General features: G+C 66.8%; 21 protein-coding genes. 14 read left to right on the forward strand and 7 right to left on the reverse strand.

The window, feature by feature from the left end; genetic code table 11:
* Positions 1-114 precede the first annotated feature (114 nt).
* The 5 genes from GWG54_RS16415 to GWG54_RS16435 all read left to right on the forward strand — a co-directional run bounded on the left by GWG54_RS16415 (position 115) and on the right by GWG54_RS16435 (position 5,206).
* Positions 115-1,440 (forward strand): MFS transporter, encoded by a 1,326-nt coding sequence (locus tag GWG54_RS16415; RefSeq protein WP_167938791.1) that lies wholly within the window; start codon positions 115-117, stop codon positions 1,438-1,440.
* Between the two features lie 255 nt (positions 1,441-1,695).
* Positions 1,696-2,805, forward strand: a complete 1,110-nt coding sequence (locus tag GWG54_RS16420) for an acyltransferase (RefSeq protein ID WP_167938792.1) — start codon at positions 1,696-1,698, stop codon at positions 2,803-2,805.
* 179 nt (positions 2,806-2,984) lie between these two features.
* Positions 2,985-3,968, forward strand: a complete 984-nt coding sequence (locus tag GWG54_RS16425; RefSeq protein WP_167938793.1) for a hypothetical protein — start codon at positions 2,985-2,987, stop codon at positions 3,966-3,968.
* 294 nt (positions 3,969-4,262) lie between these two features.
* A complete protein-coding gene (locus GWG54_RS16430; protein WP_167938794.1) occupies positions 4,263-4,652 on the forward strand; it encodes a hypothetical protein in 390 nt (129 codons plus the stop codon).
* A gap of 104 nt (positions 4,653-4,756) precedes the next feature.
* On the forward strand, positions 4,757-5,206 hold the full coding sequence (locus GWG54_RS16435) for a pyridoxamine 5'-phosphate oxidase family protein (protein ID WP_167938795.1): 450 nt from the start codon (positions 4,757-4,759) through the stop codon (positions 5,204-5,206).
* An 11-nt stretch (positions 5,207-5,217) separates the two neighbouring features.
* Here the strand turns inward: GWG54_RS16435 and GWG54_RS16440 are convergent, their stop codons facing one another.
* Positions 5,218-5,955, reverse strand: coding sequence for a diphthine--ammonia ligase (locus tag GWG54_RS16440; RefSeq protein WP_167938796.1), 738 nt, complete (start codon positions 5,953-5,955; stop codon positions 5,218-5,220).
* 78 nt (positions 5,956-6,033) lie between these two features.
* On the opposite strand from GWG54_RS16440, the gene GWG54_RS20695 reads away from it, so the two are divergent.
* From GWG54_RS20695 to GWG54_RS16455, 3 genes are all read left to right on the forward strand, one after another.
* Entirely contained in the window at positions 6,034-6,510 is a 477-nt protein-coding gene (locus GWG54_RS20695; protein WP_209438494.1) for a hypothetical protein, read from the forward strand.
* 260 nt (positions 6,511-6,770) lie between these two features.
* Positions 6,771-7,124 carry an ArsR family transcriptional regulator gene (locus GWG54_RS16450; protein WP_167938797.1) on the forward strand — a complete coding sequence of 118 codons (354 nt, stop codon included), beginning with the start codon at positions 6,771-6,773 and terminating at the stop codon, positions 7,122-7,124.
* 77 nt (positions 7,125-7,201) lie between these two features.
* Positions 7,202-7,678 (forward strand): pyridoxamine 5'-phosphate oxidase family protein, encoded by a 477-nt coding sequence (locus GWG54_RS16455; RefSeq protein WP_167938798.1) that lies wholly within the window; start codon positions 7,202-7,204, stop codon positions 7,676-7,678.
* 27 nt (positions 7,679-7,705) lie between these two features.
* Here GWG54_RS16455 and GWG54_RS16460 read toward each other — a convergent pair whose 3' ends face one another.
* The 3 genes from GWG54_RS16460 to ric form a co-directional block, all read right to left on the reverse strand.
* On the reverse strand, positions 7,706-7,957 hold the full coding sequence (locus GWG54_RS16460; RefSeq protein WP_167938799.1) for a hypothetical protein: 252 nt from the start codon (positions 7,955-7,957) through the stop codon (positions 7,706-7,708).
* 119 nt (positions 7,958-8,076) lie between these two features.
* The gene (locus GWG54_RS16465; protein ID WP_167938800.1) at positions 8,077-11,364 is read right to left on the reverse strand and encodes a nitric-oxide reductase large subunit; all 3,288 of its coding nucleotides are present in this window, start codon (positions 11,362-11,364) and stop codon (positions 8,077-8,079) included.
* 189 nt (positions 11,365-11,553) lie between these two features.
* Positions 11,554-12,267: an iron-sulfur cluster repair di-iron protein gene (gene ric, locus GWG54_RS16470; RefSeq protein ID WP_167938801.1), complete on the reverse strand. Its 714-nt coding sequence runs from the start codon at positions 12,265-12,267 to the stop codon at positions 11,554-11,556.
* Here ric and GWG54_RS16475 point away from each other — a divergent pair.
* From GWG54_RS16475 to GWG54_RS16485, 3 genes are all read left to right on the forward strand, one after another.
* The gene (locus GWG54_RS16475) at positions 12,266-12,832 is read left to right on the forward strand and encodes a universal stress protein (RefSeq protein ID WP_167938802.1); all 567 of its coding nucleotides are present in this window, start codon (positions 12,266-12,268) and stop codon (positions 12,830-12,832) included. The genes ric and GWG54_RS16475 overlap by 2 nt on opposite strands.
* Positions 12,833-12,948: 116 nt before the next feature.
* Positions 12,949-13,368: a VOC family protein gene (locus GWG54_RS16480; protein WP_167938803.1), complete on the forward strand. Its 420-nt coding sequence runs from the start codon at positions 12,949-12,951 to the stop codon at positions 13,366-13,368.
* Positions 13,369-13,406: 38 nt separating this feature from the next.
* Positions 13,407-13,877: a nucleoside deaminase gene (locus tag GWG54_RS16485; protein WP_167938804.1), complete on the forward strand. Its 471-nt coding sequence runs from the start codon at positions 13,407-13,409 to the stop codon at positions 13,875-13,877.
* Between the two features lie 99 nt (positions 13,878-13,976).
* On the opposite strand, the gene GWG54_RS16490 is transcribed toward GWG54_RS16485, so the two are convergent.
* Positions 13,977-14,837, reverse strand: a complete 861-nt coding sequence (locus tag GWG54_RS16490) for a VOC family protein (protein WP_167938805.1) — start codon at positions 14,835-14,837, stop codon at positions 13,977-13,979.
* Between the two features lie 255 nt (positions 14,838-15,092).
* Between GWG54_RS16490 and GWG54_RS16495 the strand changes: the two genes are divergently transcribed.
* The 3 genes from GWG54_RS16495 to GWG54_RS16505 all read left to right on the forward strand — a co-directional run bounded on the left by GWG54_RS16495 (position 15,093) and on the right by GWG54_RS16505 (position 16,366).
* On the forward strand, positions 15,093-15,368 hold the full coding sequence (locus GWG54_RS16495) for a PadR family transcriptional regulator (RefSeq protein WP_167938806.1): 276 nt from the start codon (positions 15,093-15,095) through the stop codon (positions 15,366-15,368).
* Between the two features lie 156 nt (positions 15,369-15,524).
* On the forward strand, positions 15,525-15,842 hold the full coding sequence (locus tag GWG54_RS16500) for a hypothetical protein (RefSeq protein WP_167938807.1): 318 nt from the start codon (positions 15,525-15,527) through the stop codon (positions 15,840-15,842).
* Positions 15,843-16,117: 275 nt separating this feature from the next.
* Positions 16,118-16,366 (forward strand): HalOD1 output domain-containing protein, encoded by a 249-nt coding sequence (locus GWG54_RS16505; RefSeq protein ID WP_167938808.1) that lies wholly within the window; start codon positions 16,118-16,120, stop codon positions 16,364-16,366.
* Positions 16,367-16,402: 36 nt separating this feature from the next.
* Here GWG54_RS16505 and GWG54_RS16510 read toward each other — a convergent pair whose 3' ends face one another.
* A complete protein-coding gene (locus GWG54_RS16510; RefSeq protein WP_167938809.1) occupies positions 16,403-16,717 on the reverse strand; it encodes a hypothetical protein in 315 nt (104 codons plus the stop codon).
* A 110-nt stretch (positions 16,718-16,827) separates the two neighbouring features.
* Entirely contained in the window at positions 16,828-17,505 is a 678-nt protein-coding gene (locus GWG54_RS16515) for an IS6 family transposase (protein ID WP_167938810.1), read from the reverse strand.
* Positions 17,506-17,557 lie beyond the last annotated feature (52 nt).

The raw sequence follows: 17,557 nt of genomic DNA on the forward strand, positions 1-17,557 counted from the left end.
CGGTCGGTCTCTTGCGCCCCATGCTTGGTTTACGCCCTCATGGAGTAGCAGCGTTTCCATCGAGTCAACACGGCAGTAATATGTATTTATCTGGGTCTTCAACGTGACCGATAAATGAGCACCGAGCGCGAATCCGTCGATACTCCCGGACCGTTCCGGCAGTTCTTCTCGCTCGAGCGGGACGTGCTGGTGCTCTCGCTGGCGATGTTCGCGTTCAGCCTCGGCTTCCAGATGACCAGTCGGTTCCTGCCGGACTACCTCGTCTACCTCGGCGCGGGCGGATTCGTCGTCGGACTGTTCGCCACGCTGGGCAACGTCATCGGCACCGTCTACCCCTACTACGGCGGGATCGTCTCCGACCGCGTCGGCTCGAGATACGCCCTGACGGTCTTCGGCTTTCTCTCGACGTTCGGCTTCGCGATCTGGCTGGCGTCGGCCTCCGTACCCGCGATCGACCTCGGCGTCGTCACCGTCGAACCGTGGGCGTGGGTGTTCGTCGGCCTGCTGCTCGCGCAGTGCTGGAAGTCCTTCGGCATCGGGGGCCACTACGCGATCGTCAAGCAAGCGACCGACCCGAGCCGGCTGGCTCGCGGGTTCGCCAGCACGGAGACGTTCCGGCGGACCGCGTTCCTGATCGCGCCGCTGATCGTCGCGGCGCTGGTCGCCGACGAGCTCGTGCCCGGCTTCCTGTGGGTCCTCGCGATCGCGATCGTCTTCGCGGTCCTCGGAACGATCGTCCAGCACCTGCTCTACGAGGCCGAGGCGGACTCGGTCGGCGAGGAGTTCGAGGGGATCGGTCAGATCGTCGACGACCTGCAGGCGCTCCCCGATCCGCTGCGACCGCTGCTGGTCGCCGACACGTTCGTCCGATTCGCCAACGGAATGGTCTACGCCTTCTTCATCCTCGTGATCACCCAACTGCTCGAGATCGGGCTGACGCTCTCGGCGCCCGTCGTCGGCACGATCGACCTCTCGCCCGCGGCCTTCTTCGGCGTGTTGCTCGGCGTCGAGATGTTCGTCGCGCTCGTGACGATGGCGCCGATGGCCAGGATCGCCGAGCGCGTCGGACTCAAACCGGTCGTCGGACTGGGGTTTTTCGTCTACGCGATCTTCCCGGTCCTGTTGATCTTCGTTCCCCGCTACGTCGGTGCCGAGACCTGGCTTCTGGTCGCGCTGTTTGCCTTCTCGGGACTGCGGTTTGCGGGGCTGCCCGCCCACAAGGCGCTCGTGGTCGGTCCGGCAGAGCGGGGGGCCGGCGGCCGAATGACCGGAACCTACTACCTGATCCGCGGCGCGGTCGTGATCCCAAGCGGCGCGCTCGGCGGATTCCTCTGGGAGTTCGCCACGCCGGAGCTCTCCTTTACCATCGCGACGGTCGTCGGCACGATCGGCGTCGCCTACTTCGCGATCTTCGGCCAGGAGTTCGAGGCGTATCGGTAGCCCGGCCGAGCCCCCCGCGCCGTCGCGGTGCGGTCCGGCGCCGCGTCGACGAGCTCCCCGCTCCGGATCGAGACGCCGCGTCCTCTCGAGGCGGTCCCCACGATTCGGAAACCGATACGAAGTTCACGATTACAGCACATTCTCCCGAGAGTGTCTAACAGGATGGGTGAACTCATCGCCAAATACTATCACTGTTCGTACGTTTTGTCCCGAGAAACGAAAAGATCATAATCGAGAACGGAATCGATTCGGGCAGTGACGGGACGGATATACAGCATCGACGCGATGCGGATGGTCGCGATGGCGTTCGTCGTCACGATACACACCGATCTGTTCAGGGGGGTCGGAGCGTACGGAACGCCGATCAACTTCGTGATCGATTCTACCGCGCGCTTTGCGGTTCCGTTCTTCTTTCTCGCCGCGGGCTACTTCTTCGCTCACAAGACCGCCGACGGCGACCCCGTCGCATACTTCAAGACCCGAGCCGTCCGTATCGGCTCGATCTACGCCTTCGGGCTGGCGCTCGCGGCGCCGGTCTTTCTCGCCGGCGCCGTCGTTCGCGAGGCCGCCACGGGCGGAGCGGTTGCGAGCGTCGCCGTCGAGCGATTAGTGGCGTTCGCGTCGCCGCTCGAGTTGCTGTACTACGGCAACTCCGTCTCGGTGATCCTGTGGTTCCTCCCGGCGTTGCTGTTCTCGCTCGGGCTCGTCTGCGCGTTCGCCAGGCTGGACGCCGCCGAGTACCTGCTCCCGGTCTCGCTGGCGTTACACGTCGTCGGCCTCCTGGGGTCGAGTTACACGATGTTCGTCGACGTCCCGCTCGAGGTCAGGGACGCGCTGTTCTTCGGCTTCTTTTACACCAGCGTCGGCTACGTCGTCGCCTCGCGCGACTGGCAACCGATCGCGGAGCGAAGTCGCCGCTACCTCGGCGCGACCCTCCTGTTCGGCGCGCTCCACCTCGCCGAGCGGTACGCGCTGGGGTACGCGTCGACCGGGGCGTCGATCACGGAGGAAGTCTACGTGGCGAGCTACACGGTCGGGACCGCACTGTTCGCGATCTCGCTGTTCGTCTTCCTCCTCTCGAGGCCGAACCTCGGGCGGTCGACGCCGCTGCCGTCGTGGGGGACCTACGCCGTCGGCGTCTACGTCGCGCACCCGGCGGTGCTGTTCGTCTTGGAGCGGACGGCGGAGGCCCTGGAGTTCGCCGGGTACGACGTCGAGGGGACGCTCCTCTGGCACCTCGTTCTGACGCCGGCGACCTTTTTCGGTGCCCTGTTCGTCTATCTCGCCGCCCACAGGGTAGGCGCGATCGAAATCGGGGGAATCCACCTCCCGCACTCGCTCGCTCGATACGTCGGGCGGGACTGAGATCCGGCCGCGACCGCCCCCGCGGTCGCCGGCCCGCCCGATGCCGTTCGTCGATATATTTTTCCGCGTCCGTCGCTGATCAAACGTCCACCATTATTCTTTTCAATTATCTCACATTCGAACTAGTAGCCACTCAAGGGGAAAATATAGGTGGATTGTAGTCCCAGTTTCGAGAGAGTATGGTTTCACCAGGGGAGCTTCGACTGATCGATGCGGTGCTCGAGGACGGCGCGGTCGAACCCGATATCTCCGAGGACGGCTCGGTGAGTTACTCGCGTGTCGCGGACCTGCTCGACGAGCCCGACGACGAGCCCGCTGCCGTGCTCGAGCGGCTCGCCGGCCGCGACGTGCTGGATCAGGAGTTCGTCTCGAAGGTGTACGTCTGTCCCGACTGCGGCGCGGAGGGACTGCAGTACACCACCGTCTGTCCGGCCTGCGGCGATCCCCACGCCGTCGAAACGGAGGTCATCGAACACGCCTGCGGCTACGTCGGTCCCGAGTCGGAGTTCGACGCCGACGACGGCTACCGCTGTCCGGACTGCGAGCAGGACCTCGAGTCCGTCGACATCGAGAAGAAGCGTCGCTACAGCTGCCACGAGTGTCCGGAGTCGTTCGACGTCCCCGACGATCGGCTCCGCTGTCGCGAGTGTTCGTCGATGGTACCGCCCCTCGAGGCGATCGAGCGAGTGCTGTACCGGTACGATATCGCCGACGAGGGCGAGGCGTGGCTCGGGCGCCAGCAGGCAGCCCGGCGGACGGCCGCGGCGGCGCTCGAGGAGCGGCGCTTCGAGACCGAGGTTGACGTCGCCGTCGACGGCGCCTCCCGACCGGTCCACGTCCTCGCGGAGGATCGGTTGATGGGCGAGCGACGGATCGTCGCCATCCACGAGCTGCCGGACGCCGAAACCGTCGACGCGTTCGTCGCGTTCGCGGCGTCGGTCGACGCTCACCCGGTCGTCGTCACGACCTCGGGAACCGTCGAAAGCGACGTCGCGGCGCGTGCGGAGAGTTCGGAGCTGACGGTGCTGGCGTTCGACGACGGCGGCGAGGGATCGCTCGTGCCGGAGTACGAGACGACCGACAGCGTCGGCGCCCACCGGTCGGGACTGTTCCAGCGGCTCACCGCGGCCCTCGAGGTTCCGGGCCGGAGCGAACGCCGGTAGCGTCGACCGTCGCGGCCGCGACCGACGCGGCTCGAGAAGCGGCGGCGTTCGCTCCCCCGCTGCGGACCCGCATCTGCGCTCCCCAATCCATCAGAACGGTGACACTCACTCCGAGATCCGGCGATCGACCCGGAGCTCGTCCCGCGGTTTTCCGATCAGTTATATCCTGAAAGAAACGGCACAGGGTTAAGGTGCTGGATCCCTAGGATACGACGGAGACGTTCGAGGTCCGTCGAGAGACCTCGACCCGCTGTATCAGCGGCAAGCCTCGCGTTCTCCGGGATGTCATCGACTATGCATACGAACACGAAAGACGCGACTACCCGTACCGCCGCCCGAGACGTCGCGCTGATCGACGAGTCGACGATCCGCCGGCTCGAGGACGGCGACCCCGACCGCACGGGGTGTCGGTTCGCGGCGGTCGCCCGCTCGCTCGAGGAGGCGTCGGTTCCGAACACGGGGTTCGATCTTCCGGTGACGCGGGTCGCATACGTCGACGAGAGCGGTCGGTACGGGGTCGAACGGGAGTACTTCGGTCACCGCGAGAACTGGCGAGGGATCCCGCGGACGGTCGTCGTTCCGGCGGAGAGCAGCCGCGTCGTCGTCGAACTTCCCGACGCTCACCGCGAGCGGTACCGACCGGTTCTGGACCGGTACGAGCGCGTCCTCGGCCGCGAGGAGTAGCGGTCGCTCGCGGCGTGGTGCTGCGGATCGCGTCGTTTCGCTCGTGGCGACTGTCTGCGCCGTCGTAACGAGGTACTTTCTGCCCGCTCGCCGTAGGTACGGATATGCAAGGACTTCGCTGGGTCCAACTGAGCGCCGACGAGATGAACGAGTTCCTCGGTCGGGGCGGAATCGGCGTCCTCTCGTTCGGGCGGGGAGCCGACGAGGCCCCGTTCTCGATCCCCGTCTCGTACGGGTACAACCCCGACGAGGCCGCGTTCTACTACCGCCTCTCGGTGACCGAGGACAGCGAGAAGGCGGATCTCGTCGACCGTTCGGTCTCGTTCGTCATCCACCGAGAGACCGACGAGGGGTGGCGAAGCGTCGTCGCCGACGGTCGGCTCGCGGCGATCGAGGACTCCCCGTTCGAGCCGGGGGATCTCCACGGGATGTGGGCCATCGAGATTCCGATCGTCGACATCTTCGAACGCCCGCTTCGGGACGTCTCGTTCCGGTTCTTCCGCCTCGAGCCCGAGGCGATGACAGGGCGCAAGGAGGTCCGAACCGATCCCTGAGTCAGGTCCGATCACTCGAGTCGGACGTCAGTGATCCGCGCCCGTCCCCAGTCGCCGTTCCACTCCCGTTCGTACTCGAGGGCGACGGGGCGGGACATGTGCGGGCCATCGGTCGCGACCGTCTCGAACTCCCCGTTCTCGCCCAGGAGGTGAATCCCGAACTCGCGGGACAGCGCCGCCAGCTCGCCGAGCGCCTCCCGATCCAGCCGCCGTCCCAGCCAGCGCTCGTCGAACCCGGGTCCTGCCACCTCGACGATCGTGACCTCGAGGCCGCCGTCGATCATCTCCGTCGCGAGCTCCCCCGGGTCGGCCCGCCACAGCGGCACGACGAGCTCGCAGCCGAGACGGTCACACAGCGTGCGGAGTCGGTCGACCTGGTGGTCGCTCGTGATCGCTCCGACGACGATCCCGACCAGCCCGTCCTCGAGTTCGTCGTCGATCGTTCGGAGAACGTCCGCCAGCGACTCGACGTCGCCGTCGGCTCCCCTCCCCGCCCCCGCGTTCGCCAGGTCGGGCGGTTCGACGTCCGCCGCGGGGAGTCCGGCGTCGACGATCGGGATGCCGACGCTTCGCGCGGCCACTCGAGCGACCGACGGCGCGGGCGCGTGATACGCGTGGGACCCCTCCGGGGGTCGGACGAGGACGAGCCGGCGCACGTCCAGCCCCGTCTCCAGCGCCCGGTGGAGCGCCCACGAGGAGTCCTTGCCGCCGGAAAACAGCGCGACCCAGCCTCCGTTCGAGTCGTCCATAGTCGCCTTTCGGCGCGGACGGATAAACGCGCTCGGGCGATCTGAAAGCTACATCCGTCCGCTCGAGGTGGGACACGTATGAACGCGGAGCGACTCAAGCGCATCCTCGAGTTCTTCGTCATCGGTATCGTCTTCGGCGTCACGGAGGACGTCCTCGCGGTCCTCCTCGCGACCGACGCGGACGTGACGCCCGGCGTGGTCGCCGTCGTGGTTCTGATCGCGATTCCCTTCGCCCTCCTCTCGGAGATCGTCGTCGACCACCCGAAGTTCGTGCACTTCGATCGGATCGCGTTCCGCCTCCGGCACGCCGTCGATCCCGACGCCTCCCGGCGCCACCCCCCTCGAATCTACCGGGACGGGCGTCGCGAGCAGCTTCTGTCCTTCCCTCGCCACCACCACCGGTGTGCGCTCTGCGGGGCGACCCTGTCGACGGGTGCGCTCCTCCGCGAACACGTAGAGCGCCGCCACCCGTCGGCCGACGTCAACTGGTGGATTGTGGCGGCGCCCGCGGGGTACGAGCCGCAACCGGCTCGAGTCGCTCGAGACGACGGGTGACGCCCGCGATCGTTCCCCAGCAACGGTGGATCGCGTCCGTTCGAAACGAGGCGGCGCGCTCGCTCCGAAACTCCCGTACGGAAACGTGAATTACGTAAGTATGTATGTAATCGAAAACCGATACATCGTCGATCGAAAACCGCAGTAGAACGGTCGGGTTTACGCCGCGCGACGGGCGTGCCCGTCTCGCGAGTTTTCACCCTGCGGGAACTCGATCGGGGTACTTTGTGCGTCCCGCTCCATTTCGCAGCTAACCGAAGATGAACGAGTGTCCGATCCTCGACGAGGACGGGACCGCGTCCAGTACGTGCGAGACGGACGAGATTCTCCGAGCACTGGCCGACGAACGGCGTCGAGAGATCGTCTCCGTGCTCGAGGCGTCCGCGTCGGACCGGATCGAAATCGACGAACTGGCTCGGGAGACGGCCGCCGACGGTCGGGAACCGCGGCGGGACGAATGGGCGGAAGCGCTCCACCACGTCCACCTGCCGATGCTTCGGGACGCGGGGCTCGTCGACTACGACGACCGCGAGGGGACGATCCGCTACTACCGTTGCAGGCTCGTCCCCGCCGTCCTCGAGGCGGTCGAACTCGACTGTCCGCCCGCCCCGTAGCCAAGAGCGCTCGGATCGTCCTCACCGCCCGAGGACGGGGCGAGGGTTTTTCGGCGCTGCTCGACGTCTGCTCGCGTATGTCAGTCGACGAACTGCGGGAGTACGGACTGGTCGAGATGACCGACGCCGAGATTCGGGACTTCCTGTCCGCTCAGAAGGCGGGCGTCCTCGGCCTCCCCGACGACGACGCGCCTTACCTCCTGCCGCTGTCGTTCGGCTACGACGGGGACTCCCGGCTCTACTTCACCTACCTGCTCGGCTCGGGCAGCCGCAAGGAGGCGCTGACCGAGGCCGCCGACGCCGCGAGCTTTCTGGCCTACTCGGTGGATACGGTGTACAACTGGGAGAGCGTTCTCCTGACGGGACGGATCTCCCTCGTTCCGGAGTCGGCCTGGGACGAACTCGAGCAGGTGCTCGACGACGCGTGGCGACCGGGCATCCTCGAGTCGGCGTCGCTCTCGGGGACGCTCGCGGTCTACGAGTTCCGGATCGACGAGCAGACGGGGATCAAACACGGGGGGCTCCCGCCCGCCTTCGAGGCCAGCGACGGGTAACGTCTCGCCGGCTGCCGGGAGCGAGCGCTACTCGACGTAGACGGCGAGCGCCAGCGCGAACAGCACCGCGTGCCAGACGAGCACCGCCGCCACCCGCTCGGGTTCGGCAGTCGGCAGGGGCGGGTTCCGGAACATCGCGTCGTAGACGAACCCGGTCGCGACCAGCGCCCCGACGAAGACCCCGGTGTGGAGCTGCAGCGACGTCGCGACGCCGAGGACCAGACCGCCGGCGAGACTCGCCGCGATGCCCGCGAGCACCCTGTCGTAGTAGTCGACCATGCTCCCCTCCACCTGAACGTAGCACCGCGGGCGACGTAGAACTGCCAGCGGTTCCCGGCTTCCGGGAACCCAGCGTCACGTTCCTCCGGGCCTACGATCGAAAGCGAAGGGCGGTCGAGCTACCGCGGAGCCGCCCGTCGGTGTCGCCGCGCGGCGAGGAGGTGGCGAACCGCCCCGGCGGTGAACGCCAGGGCGCCGAGGATCATCGGCGTGTCGCCGAGGGTTCGGGCCCACAGCAGCGTCTGGACCCGGTCGCGCTCGTAGAACTCGAGGCTGCGGGCCGCGGCGTAGCCGTCCTGGAAGGCGGTCTGCAACTGGAGGAAGCCAAGCGGCAGCAGCGACACGAACGTCATCACCGCCAGCCCGATGTTCGTCAGCCAGAACGCCCCCCGGAACCAGCCGGGCTCCCACGCGGCCTCGGGGGTGACGACCCGGAGGACGTAGGTGCCCAGTCCGAGTGCGAGCAGGCCGAATGCGCCGAACGTGGCCGCGTGGCCGTGGGCGACGGTCAGGTAGGTACCGTGTTCGTAGTAGTTGATCACCGGGAGGTTGATGAAAAAGCCGAGCACCCCGCCGCCGACGAAGTTCCAGACGCTCGAGCCGACGATAAAGAGTAGCGGCAGCGTGTAGGGGAACGACTCGCCCTGGGCTTTCAGCGTGCGGTACTCGCCGAAGCTCCGGTAGAGGACGAACAGGAGCGGGACGAACTCGAGCGTCGAGAACGTCGTCCCGATCGGCACCCAGACGTCGGGGAGGCCGACCCACCAGTAGTGATGCGAGACGCCGACGATCCCCGCGGCCATGATCGCGAACACCTCGAAGAGGATCGCCTTCTCGGCGTCGCCCTTCTCTAAGAGTTCCATCGAGACCAGCGCGACCGAGACGACGGCGGTGACGAAGAACTCGAAGACGCCCTCGACCCACATGTGGACGACCCACCACCGCCAGAACTCTGTGACGGCGATGTTGGTCTCGGGGGTGTAGAGCATGCTCGCGGCGAACATCAGCGCGATCGAGCCGCCCGCGTAGGTCATGAAGTGACCGAGCCCGGTCGGGGGTTCGTCCAGCCGGCGGACGCTTCGCAACACGAGGCCCGTCCAGCCGACGAAGCCCACGAGCAACAGCACCTTCCACAGCCGGCCGACCTCGAGGTACTCCAGTCCCTCGGAGCCGAGCCACCACCAGAGCTCGCCCTCGTCGGGCGAGTCGAACGCGCCCTGCGAGCTGAGCCAGACGCCTGCGAACGCGCCGACGGTCGTCGCGACGAGGACGCCGAGCAGCCCGGTCGCGGCCGCGGCCTGCAGGGGTGGGTCGCTGTCGGTGAACAGCCCGGGGAGGAAGAGCCCGCCCGCGAGCCACAGCGCCGTGATCCAGAGGATAGCGAGGTTGATGTGCCAGGTACGTCCGACCGAGAACGGCAACAGGGAGACGATGTCGATCCCCAGCGCGTCGCCGATGCCGTAGAACCCGGTGCGTTCGACGTAGTAGTGAGCCAGCAACGCGCCGACAAGGGTCTGGGCGACGAACAGCGCGCCCGCGACGGGCACGTACCACGCCGCGGCGTACTGGGTCGGCGTGATCGACACCGAGTCCGGTGAGGGAATGTCGACGACCTCGGTCGCCGGCTCGGCGAAGTCGAACGCGTGGTAGGCCCAGACGCCCGCGCCGCCGCCGGCGATGAGCAACACGACGCTGATCGTGCTCCAGACCAGCACCTTCCCGGTCGGCCGGTTCCCGGTGCCCGGGACGTAGGGCCAGTCGTTCGTGTAGGAGTGATCCGAGCCGGGGCGGTCGGTGTGGGCCATCCACGCCGTCCAGCACGCGAAGTCGGCGATCCGGGCGGCCTGGGCGGCCGAGTCGACGAACCCCTCCGGGACGCCGCGGTCGGGGTCGCCGCCGTGGTAGCGGTCGACGTACTCCTCGCGGAGGCGGCGGTGGGCGTAGGCCTCGGCCGCCGAGTAGCGGGCGATCGGCCCCGCGGGGGCGTCGTTGTCGAACTCCCGCTCGACTCGCTCAGCGACGACCGCGCGCTCGTCCGCCTCGAGGTCCTCAACGGAGTCGGCGCCCCGCTCGTGGGCGTAGTACTCGCGGATGTACTCGGCTTTCAGTTCCAGGGCGTCGGCGGTGAGATCGACCCCGAAGTAGGAGCCGTTGCCCAGGATCGAGCCGTGGCTCATCAGGCCGTTGGACTGGAACGCCTTCTTCCCCAGCCGTATCTGTTCGGCCGTCACGACGGTCTCCCCGTCGGGATCGCGGATCTCCTCGGGGATCGGCGGCGCCTTCTCCCGGGAGAGCCACGCCCCGATACTCATCGCGACGAGATTGGCGACGAACAGCGCGACGAGCGCCTTCGATCCCGTCGACTTCGAGCGAAGTGACGCGAGATCGACGCCGCCGGCGTCGGCGGTCGTCAGCGAACTCGAGAGCAACTCGAGGAAACGCCACCCGAGGGCGCCGTCGCCGAGACCGCCACTACTCTCTCCTCCCCCCGAGGCCAGCATCGGTAGTAGTCGGGCGAGCGCTCGCCCGTCACCGACGCCGTCCGACAGGAGCGTCGTCGCCGCCAGCGCCGCCGCGGTCGCTACGGAGGCGGACCCCGCGGTCGCCGACGAGTCCGGGTCGGCGCCGGCGTCGGCCCCCGCCGCGAACGTCGGCTCCGGCGGAGCCGTCGGTCCGACGTCAGCGTCCCGGCTGTGCCCGGCGGTCGGTTCCGTTCCGGGCTGTCTCTCTCCGAGGACTCGATCCGTCGGGAACGCCTCGAGCCCCTGCTCGAGTGCCCGGGCGACCTCGATAGCGTCCCGACCCAGGACCGCCTCGAGGACGCGGTCCGGCGACTCCGTCTCGAGATCCAGCGCCGCACGGAACCGCGCGTAGGCGTCCTCGGACGCGTCGGCGACGGGAGCCGCCGCGTCGATCGAGCCTGCCCGCGAGTCCCGATTCGACGCGGACCCGTCCGCGTCGGCGAGGCGCTCGAGCAACTCCTCGGGGTTGAGGTCGGACTCGGGCGCGACCCGATCGCGGATCGCCGCCAGCGTCTCCTCGTCCAGTCGAGTCGCGTCGAGGCGGTAGCGGCGCAGGAACGCCTCGAGCGCCCGATCGAGGGTCGCGTCTCGGTCCATCTCCGCCTGTTCGCGCAGCTCCGTGGCGGAACGCCCGACGGCGCGTCTGCACGCCTCGTCGGCCGCGCGCTCGAGGACGCGGTCGCGAAACGCCCCGTCGGAGTCGGACCGGTCGCGGAGCTCGTCTGCCCCCCGGTCGACGGCGTCGGCGGCCCGTTCGCCGGCGGCCCGACGGATCCGCGCCGAGGCGGCGGCGACGGCCTCCGTGGTGCCCTCGAGGCGATCGGCCACCGACTCCAGTCGATCTATTCCCCTCGTGCCGGTCAGTAGCGCGTTCGCGAGTTCCATGTATTATGTGACCATCCGTCAGTATCGTCGTGTTCGAGTCAGTTGTATATTTGTGCGGCTGTCATTCGCTGATCCCCGTCGAAATCGACCCGCCAGGATCCGGATTCGCACTCGGACGGATCGCTGTCGGAGATTCGGGCACTCCCGATGGAGCGCCGACGTCCTCGGGAGTTGTTGCATAATCCCGTTTCAGCTGTTCTCGAGCGCCCGTTCGGCTTTCGGGAACAACACGTTGTTCTCTTTGTGGACGTGTCGGTGCATGTCCGCCTCGAGAAGCTGCAGGCGATCGAGCGCGTTTCGGTAGCTCGTGCAGGCGTCCGACGGGACGGCGTACCCGTCGCTTAGGGTCCGTATCTCCTCGAGGTAGGCGGCCGCGGCGTCGTGTTCCGACTCGAGGTGGTCGATCGCCTCGCGGATCCGGGCTTCCTCCGCGGCGGTCGGCGGCGTGCCACCCTCGAGTTTCCGGATTTCGGGGAAGACGGTCTCCTCCTCGTCGGCGATGTGGTGGGTAACCTCCTCCTGTAGATCGAGGAACGTCGCCTCGATCGCCTCGAGTTCGGGGTGGGCGTCGCCGTGGACGCGGGCGACCTTCCGAACGACTCGCTCGAGGGAGGGGAGTTCGGCGCGCAGATACTCGTGGTGCGTTTCGACGACGTCGTCGACGAGTTCCGTGATCGACGCCTCCGCCGGGGCGAGTTCGTCGGTCGCCTCCGCTGTCGTCGTCAGCCGTTCGAGGACGGCTTCGACCTCGAGGTCGTTCTCCTCGCAGGCCCGGCACAGCGAGGTGTCGCCGCCACAGCAGTAGTCGATGCCGAGCGATTCGAAGACGGCCGCGAACTCGGGGTGGTCGCCGACGAGCCGTCCGAGCGAGGCGTCGGGATCGATCGTTGTGGTCGTGGTCATGAGTCTGGATGTCGGTTCGGTGAGGATCCGTTCGTCCGCCTGTACGTGGAACGTCCGTCCGTCCGTCGAAGCCGTTTCTCCCGAATACGTTCGCCCGGGTTGCGACCGAATCGTCGGCCTAGAACCGTCCGAGCAGGCGCTCGAGTACGCCCTCGAGACGTTCCCGGACGCAGAGATCACCGCGCTGTACGTCGTTCCGGCGCCGCGGGGTTACTGGGGTGCGTTCGAGGACCCGGAGGCCAGAATCCCCGACGCTGACGAGGCAAAAGCACGCGGCCGCGAACTCCTCGAGGAGGCATCGGCGACGGCCGCGGACCGGGATCGAGAGATCGAGACCGAACTGGACATCGGCGAGCCCGATCACGTCATCGTCGGCCGCGCCACCGACGGCGAGTATGACTCGATCGTCCCCGGGAGCCACGGCCGAGAGGGCGTCTCGCGGATCCTGCTCGGCAGCGTTCGAAAATCCGCTGGATTTCGAGCCAATCAGAACGCCTCGCGTTCTGACGACGTCGCCGAAACCGTCGTCCGTCGGTCGCCGACGCCGGTGGTCGTCGTTCGCTAGCGCAGTGACGTTTCGGCTCCGAATCGTCGGTTCCCGCGGCCCACGACCGTTTTCGATCACCCCCGGGCCGTTTCCCGTTGGAGTAGATTAATCCGAACGGCCGTCCAGAAGCCGCTATGGAACCCGAATCGTTCTTCCACGTCGCGATCAAGGTCGAGGACCCGGAGCCTGCCGCGGAGTTCTACCGCGAGCATCTGGACGCGGAGGTCCTCGAACGTCGCCGAGCCGCGGAGTCCGACGATCAGTTCGCCGTCGACGCGGTTGTGCTCGGTATCGCCGACAAGCGCGTCTACCTCTTCGATCGGGCCCCCTACGAGGCCGCGGGGCTCGTCGAGGAGCAGCCACTCGGCTTCCTCCACTTCGGCTACGTCGTCGAGGACGGCATCGAGGAGACGTTCGCGCGACTGGCCGACGACGGTGTCGAGATCGTCATGGAGCCCGCAGTGTACGGCGACAAGCGGATCGCCTTCTTCGTCGCTCCCGGCGATATTCGAATCGAACTCATCGAGTACCTCGAGGACGACTCGGGCGAGTAGGCCGATCCCTTTTCCCGCGGCCGCACGAACGCGATCGCATGGACGCCGACGATTTCGACCACGAGTCCCACATGCGCGACGCGCTCGAACTCGCACGCGAGGCCGCCACTCGAGGGGATCGCCCGTTCGGCAGCGTCCTCGTCCGCGACGATGCGGTCGTCATGGCCGAGTCGAACCGCGTGGTGACTGAAGACGACGTTCGACGCCACCCCGAGCTCCACCTCGCCTACCGCGCGTGCCGGGAACTCGAGCCCGAGGAGCGAGCCGAGACCGTGATGTACACCAGCACGGAGCCGTGTCCGATGTGTGCCGGCGGGATGATCCGTGCAGGGTTCGATCGGGTCGTCTACAGCGTCGGTGGCGACGAGATCGGCGAGTTCGCCGGCCACGAGCCCCCGGTTCGTGCGGCGACGGTCCTCGAGGGCGTCACCGACGTCGTCGGGCCCGTCTCGAACGAGGAGGGGCGACGGATCCACCGGGCGTTCGACTGGGCGGCGACGCGGGAGTAGTCCTCGAGTACGTCGACCCTCCCGTTAGCTCCTCGACTGAGACAGAGGTCTACGATACTTGTCTTAGATTCTGATCTTAGAATATAATGTAGCAGCGCGCTATCGATCGGGCTGGGCGGTTCGGACCCGGATCTCGTTCCCGTCCGGATCGACGACGGCGAACCCGCCGTCGGTCTCGGCGATCGATTCCTTCCGGTCGGCGAGTCGACCCCGAACCGCCTCGAGAGTGCCCCGATCCGGGACGAGCACCTCGAACCAGGACAGCCCTCGCCCCGCCACCGGTTTCGTCCGCCCGTGCCACGTGTTCGCGCCGAGGTGGTGGTGGTACCCCCCGGCCGACACGAACAGCGCCCCGGACGCGCTGGTTTGCGGTTCGAATCCGAGCGCGTCCACGTAGAACTCCTCGAACGCGTCCAGCGAGGAGACCTCCAGGTGGACGTGTCCGACCCCGGTACCGGGCGGAACGTGCGTCTCGCCCGCCGCGGCGGCCTCGAGTCTCGAGAGATCCAGCGGATCGGTAGCCATCTGCACCCGACCGTCGTCGGCTACGGGCCACTCCTCGCGGGGGTAGTCGCGGTAGATCTCGACGCCGTTTCCCTCCGGATCGGTTAGGTAGAGGGCCTCGCTCACGCGGTGGTCGGAGGCGCCCTCGAGGCGCCACCGATCCCGTATCCGTCCCAGCGCGTCGCCGAGGGCCGCACGCGAGGGGACGTCGAACGCGTTGTGATAGAGCCCCGCCTCCGACCGCCGTCGCTCGGGTGCGTCCCCGTCGCGCTCCAGGACGAGCAGCGGCCGTTCGCCGGCGCCGAGGAGCGCCCCCGCCTCCGAACGACGCAGAACCCGGAGCCCCACGACGTCCCGGTAGAACTCGGTCTGTTCCTCGAGGTCCGATACCCGCAGTGCGGTGCGTCCGATCCGCGTCCCCTTCGGGAGCGCGTTCGCGTTCGGTGGTGTCGTCATGGTAGTGCGAAGAGCCGTCCGGCTCCGTACTGCTCGGTACGAGCGCGGTTCCGAAGAGTCCCTCGCTCCCCCGGATCCGCTGCGGAAGCGACGGAGCGGTCCCGGAACCGGATCTCGTTCGGTCCGATCCCGAACCGTAATCGCGGCGAGAACGTCACCCGACGGGATCCGTTCGCGATCACGTTCACGGCGCGGGGACTTACAGTCCGACCCGGGAATGATATCAAATACCTGTTCGTTGAACTCGCCGACGGGATGAACGACCTCACCGGCTTCCAGCGGGACCTGCTGTACGTGATCGTGGGCGCCGACAAACCGTCGGGTCAGGACATCAAGTCGGAGATCGAGCGGTACTACAGCTCCGAGATCGACCACGGACGGCTGTACCCGAACCTCGATACCCTCGTCAACAAGGGGCTGGTCGAGAAGGGCGAACTCGACAGGCGAACGAACTACTACGCCATCACCGAGGCCGGAGAGCGGGCGATCCGCGAGCGCCAGGACTGGGAGCGACAGTACACCGACTCGTAGGCGCCCGCGCGACTCGGCCCGACCGCGTCATCGATCGGTCGCCGAGACGCCACCCAGTAGTCTGCGTCGCGGGCCGCGAGTCGCGGCGACGCCGGAACCGACCGTCCCCGCTCCGCCGGCGGTACAGCCAAGTTTCCCGCCCGGTAACTGTCGACCATGCCCACGAACTCGGACCGTGCCGACGATTCCGATCCGGCGGACACGCTCGACCTCGATCGATCGGCGGAGATCCAGATCGGCGTCACGCGCGGCGAGCACGACCTCGAGATCGGTCCCCCGCGGGACTACCCCGACCGCGCGGACGTCTCGGTTCGCTCGAGCGCGGACGGCGTCGTCCTGAGCGTCGACGCGATGGCGGGCGACCACGGGACGGGCCACGTCGACGCGACCCTGACTCCCGACGAGGCTCGCGACCTCTCGGAGCGACTGGCCGCGGCGATCGAAACGGCCGAGGGCGGGCGACAGGAGGACTGATCGTCCCGACGGAACGGTCGCGTCCTCCCGTGGGATCGCCCGACCGTCGGGGTTCCGACGACTCGCTCGACTGTCGAGCGGTACAACGGCTTCGAGATCGACTACGAACGATCACGTCCGCCACTCGAGAGTCCGGTCTCGAGAGCCCGCTCGACCGACGTCTGCGCTGTCACCGTGGACGGCGAGCGAGCCAGAGGCGACGGGAGCGGATCGTCCGTCGCGTCGACCAATAATTAGACGAAAGTATTTATGAAATCATATAGTTTCGAGAAACGGTGACTGAAACTCTGACCGAAACGGCTGCGGACATCCACGAGCGGATCGTCGTCGGTGTGGCGTCTCTCGAGGACGCCGATCCCCTGTCGCTGCCGCCGCTGTTCGACGCCGTCGATCCCGACGCGCTCGAGGCGATCTTCGCCGATCCGCGCCGCGGCGCGTCGCGGGTCAGGACGATCGAGTTCCCCTACGCAGGGTACACGATCCGCATCGAGTGCGCCGACGAGCCCGTCGTCAGAATCGACTGATCGACCGACGTCGAACCCCCGACCGAAGGCGGGCGCTCAGTCGTAGCTCAGGCTGTCCAACGTGTAACTGTCGGCCGTGTGGGTTCGGTCGACGAGAAGTGTCGGTCCGTTTGCGGCTCGCTGAAGCTCGCACCGGAACTGTCCGAGGTTTCCCGGGTTAAGCGACGCCGGCGGATCGTCGAGCGTGAAGTTGAGCGTACCGGTGTTCCCGCGTACCCGTTCGGGTTTCATCGCGGCGGCACGGATCCGATTGCCGTTCTGTTTCACGTCGATCGTCCCGGTGAACTCCCAGGTGTCGTCGTTGTACCTGACCTGCTCGCCCTCGAGTTCCGGGAGGTGCGTCTCTACCATGGGAGACAATACCGCGCACTGTTTATAGTCGTTTGGTGTCTGTACCGCTCGAGACACAAAGGATTTACTTACTTACCAGATAGCCGACTGTATGCACTCGAAGGCACTGTCTAGTTCTGCACCTCTTCGATCGGCGTCTTTCCGTTGAGAGCTTGGTGCGGTCTCTGGCGGTTGTAGTAGTGCATGAATTGCTCAAACCATTTGCGTGCGCTCGCCCGACTGCCCACCCACGAGTTGTGGAAGCGGTCGATCCGCATTTTAAGGGTGTGAAACCACTTTTCGATGAGGTTTCGGTCGGTATAGTTGACCCGACCGCTCAACCCTAATCGAGCAAGGGCAGTCCGATAGCCGAATTGATCTACGAGAAATACGGTGTCGGAGAGATCGTATTTCTCGTCAAGTCGATGCAGAAACGCAGCTGCCGGATCAGTACCGTGCCGGCCAAATAACGCGACGTCGAGGATCAATTTTGTGTCGATATCTATTGCAGCGTACAGCCAAGACCACTCGCCGTTAATCTTGACAGCAGTCTCGTCAACAGCGACCCGCGACGGCGACGCCGTCGGCGGGTCGCGCCCACTGTCAGCCAGCCGATGTACCCAGTTCCAGACCGCTCCATGAGAGCGTTCAACGCCTAATTCAGCGAGAATCGGTGTTATCTCTCGAAGCGAACAACCGGTCTGATGGAGACGGACGGCGAACGCCCTGACGGGCGTCGCCGTCCGCTCGTTCTCCCAAGATTCTTCTAAATCCGCGTCGTAGCTCTCGCTGAGCAGGTCTGCGAGCATCTTGGTCGATTCACTCAACGACCTGCTCACTTCTCAAACTGGCTCAACTAGA

It is taken from the genome of Natronococcus sp. JC468, from assembly GCF_012163165.1.
Taxonomy (GTDB): domain Archaea; phylum Halobacteriota; class Halobacteria; order Halobacteriales; family Natrialbaceae; genus Natronococcus; species Natronococcus jeotgali.

Excerpts from the sequence above, each read along its gene's own strand:
- GWG54_RS16415 (WP_167938791.1), top strand. The coding sequence starts at position 115 with ATGAGCACCGAGCGCGAATCCGTCGATACTCCCGGACCGTTCCGGCAG.
- GWG54_RS16425 (WP_167938793.1), top strand. The coding sequence starts at position 2,985 with ATGGTTTCACCAGGGGAGCTTCGACTGATCGATGCGGTGCTCGAGGAC.
- GWG54_RS16430 (WP_167938794.1), top strand. The coding sequence starts at position 4,263 with ATGCATACGAACACGAAAGACGCGACTACCCGTACCGCCGCCCGAGAC.
- GWG54_RS16435 (WP_167938795.1), top strand. The coding sequence starts at position 4,757 with ATGCAAGGACTTCGCTGGGTCCAACTGAGCGCCGACGAGATGAACGAG.
- GWG54_RS16440 (WP_167938796.1), bottom strand. The coding sequence starts at position 5,955 with ATGGACGACTCGAACGGAGGCTGGGTCGCGCTGTTTTCCGGCGGCAAG.
- GWG54_RS20695 (WP_209438494.1), top strand. The coding sequence starts at position 6,034 with ATGAACGCGGAGCGACTCAAGCGCATCCTCGAGTTCTTCGTCATCGGT.
- GWG54_RS16450 (WP_167938797.1), top strand. The coding sequence starts at position 6,771 with ATGAACGAGTGTCCGATCCTCGACGAGGACGGGACCGCGTCCAGTACG.
- GWG54_RS16455 (WP_167938798.1), top strand. The coding sequence starts at position 7,202 with ATGTCAGTCGACGAACTGCGGGAGTACGGACTGGTCGAGATGACCGAC.
- GWG54_RS16460 (WP_167938799.1), bottom strand. The coding sequence starts at position 7,957 with ATGGTCGACTACTACGACAGGGTGCTCGCGGGCATCGCGGCGAGTCTC.
- GWG54_RS16465 (WP_167938800.1), bottom strand. The coding sequence starts at position 11,364 with ATGGAACTCGCGAACGCGCTACTGACCGGCACGAGGGGAATAGATCGA.
- GWG54_RS16475 (WP_167938802.1), top strand. The coding sequence starts at position 12,266 with ATGAGTCTGGATGTCGGTTCGGTGAGGATCCGTTCGTCCGCCTGTACG.
- ric (WP_167938801.1), bottom strand. The coding sequence starts at position 12,267 with ATGACCACGACCACAACGATCGATCCCGACGCCTCGCTCGGACGGCTC.
- GWG54_RS16480 (WP_167938803.1), top strand. The coding sequence starts at position 12,949 with ATGGAACCCGAATCGTTCTTCCACGTCGCGATCAAGGTCGAGGACCCG.
- GWG54_RS16485 (WP_167938804.1), top strand. The coding sequence starts at position 13,407 with ATGGACGCCGACGATTTCGACCACGAGTCCCACATGCGCGACGCGCTC.
- GWG54_RS16490 (WP_167938805.1), bottom strand. The coding sequence starts at position 14,837 with ATGACGACACCACCGAACGCGAACGCGCTCCCGAAGGGGACGCGGATC.
- GWG54_RS16495 (WP_167938806.1), top strand. The coding sequence starts at position 15,093 with ATGAACGACCTCACCGGCTTCCAGCGGGACCTGCTGTACGTGATCGTG.
- GWG54_RS16500 (WP_167938807.1), top strand. The coding sequence starts at position 15,525 with ATGCCCACGAACTCGGACCGTGCCGACGATTCCGATCCGGCGGACACG.
- GWG54_RS16510 (WP_167938809.1), bottom strand. The coding sequence starts at position 16,717 with ATGGTAGAGACGCACCTCCCGGAACTCGAGGGCGAGCAGGTCAGGTAC.
- GWG54_RS16515 (WP_167938810.1), bottom strand. The coding sequence starts at position 17,505 with ATGCTCGCAGACCTGCTCAGCGAGAGCTACGACGCGGATTTAGAAGAA.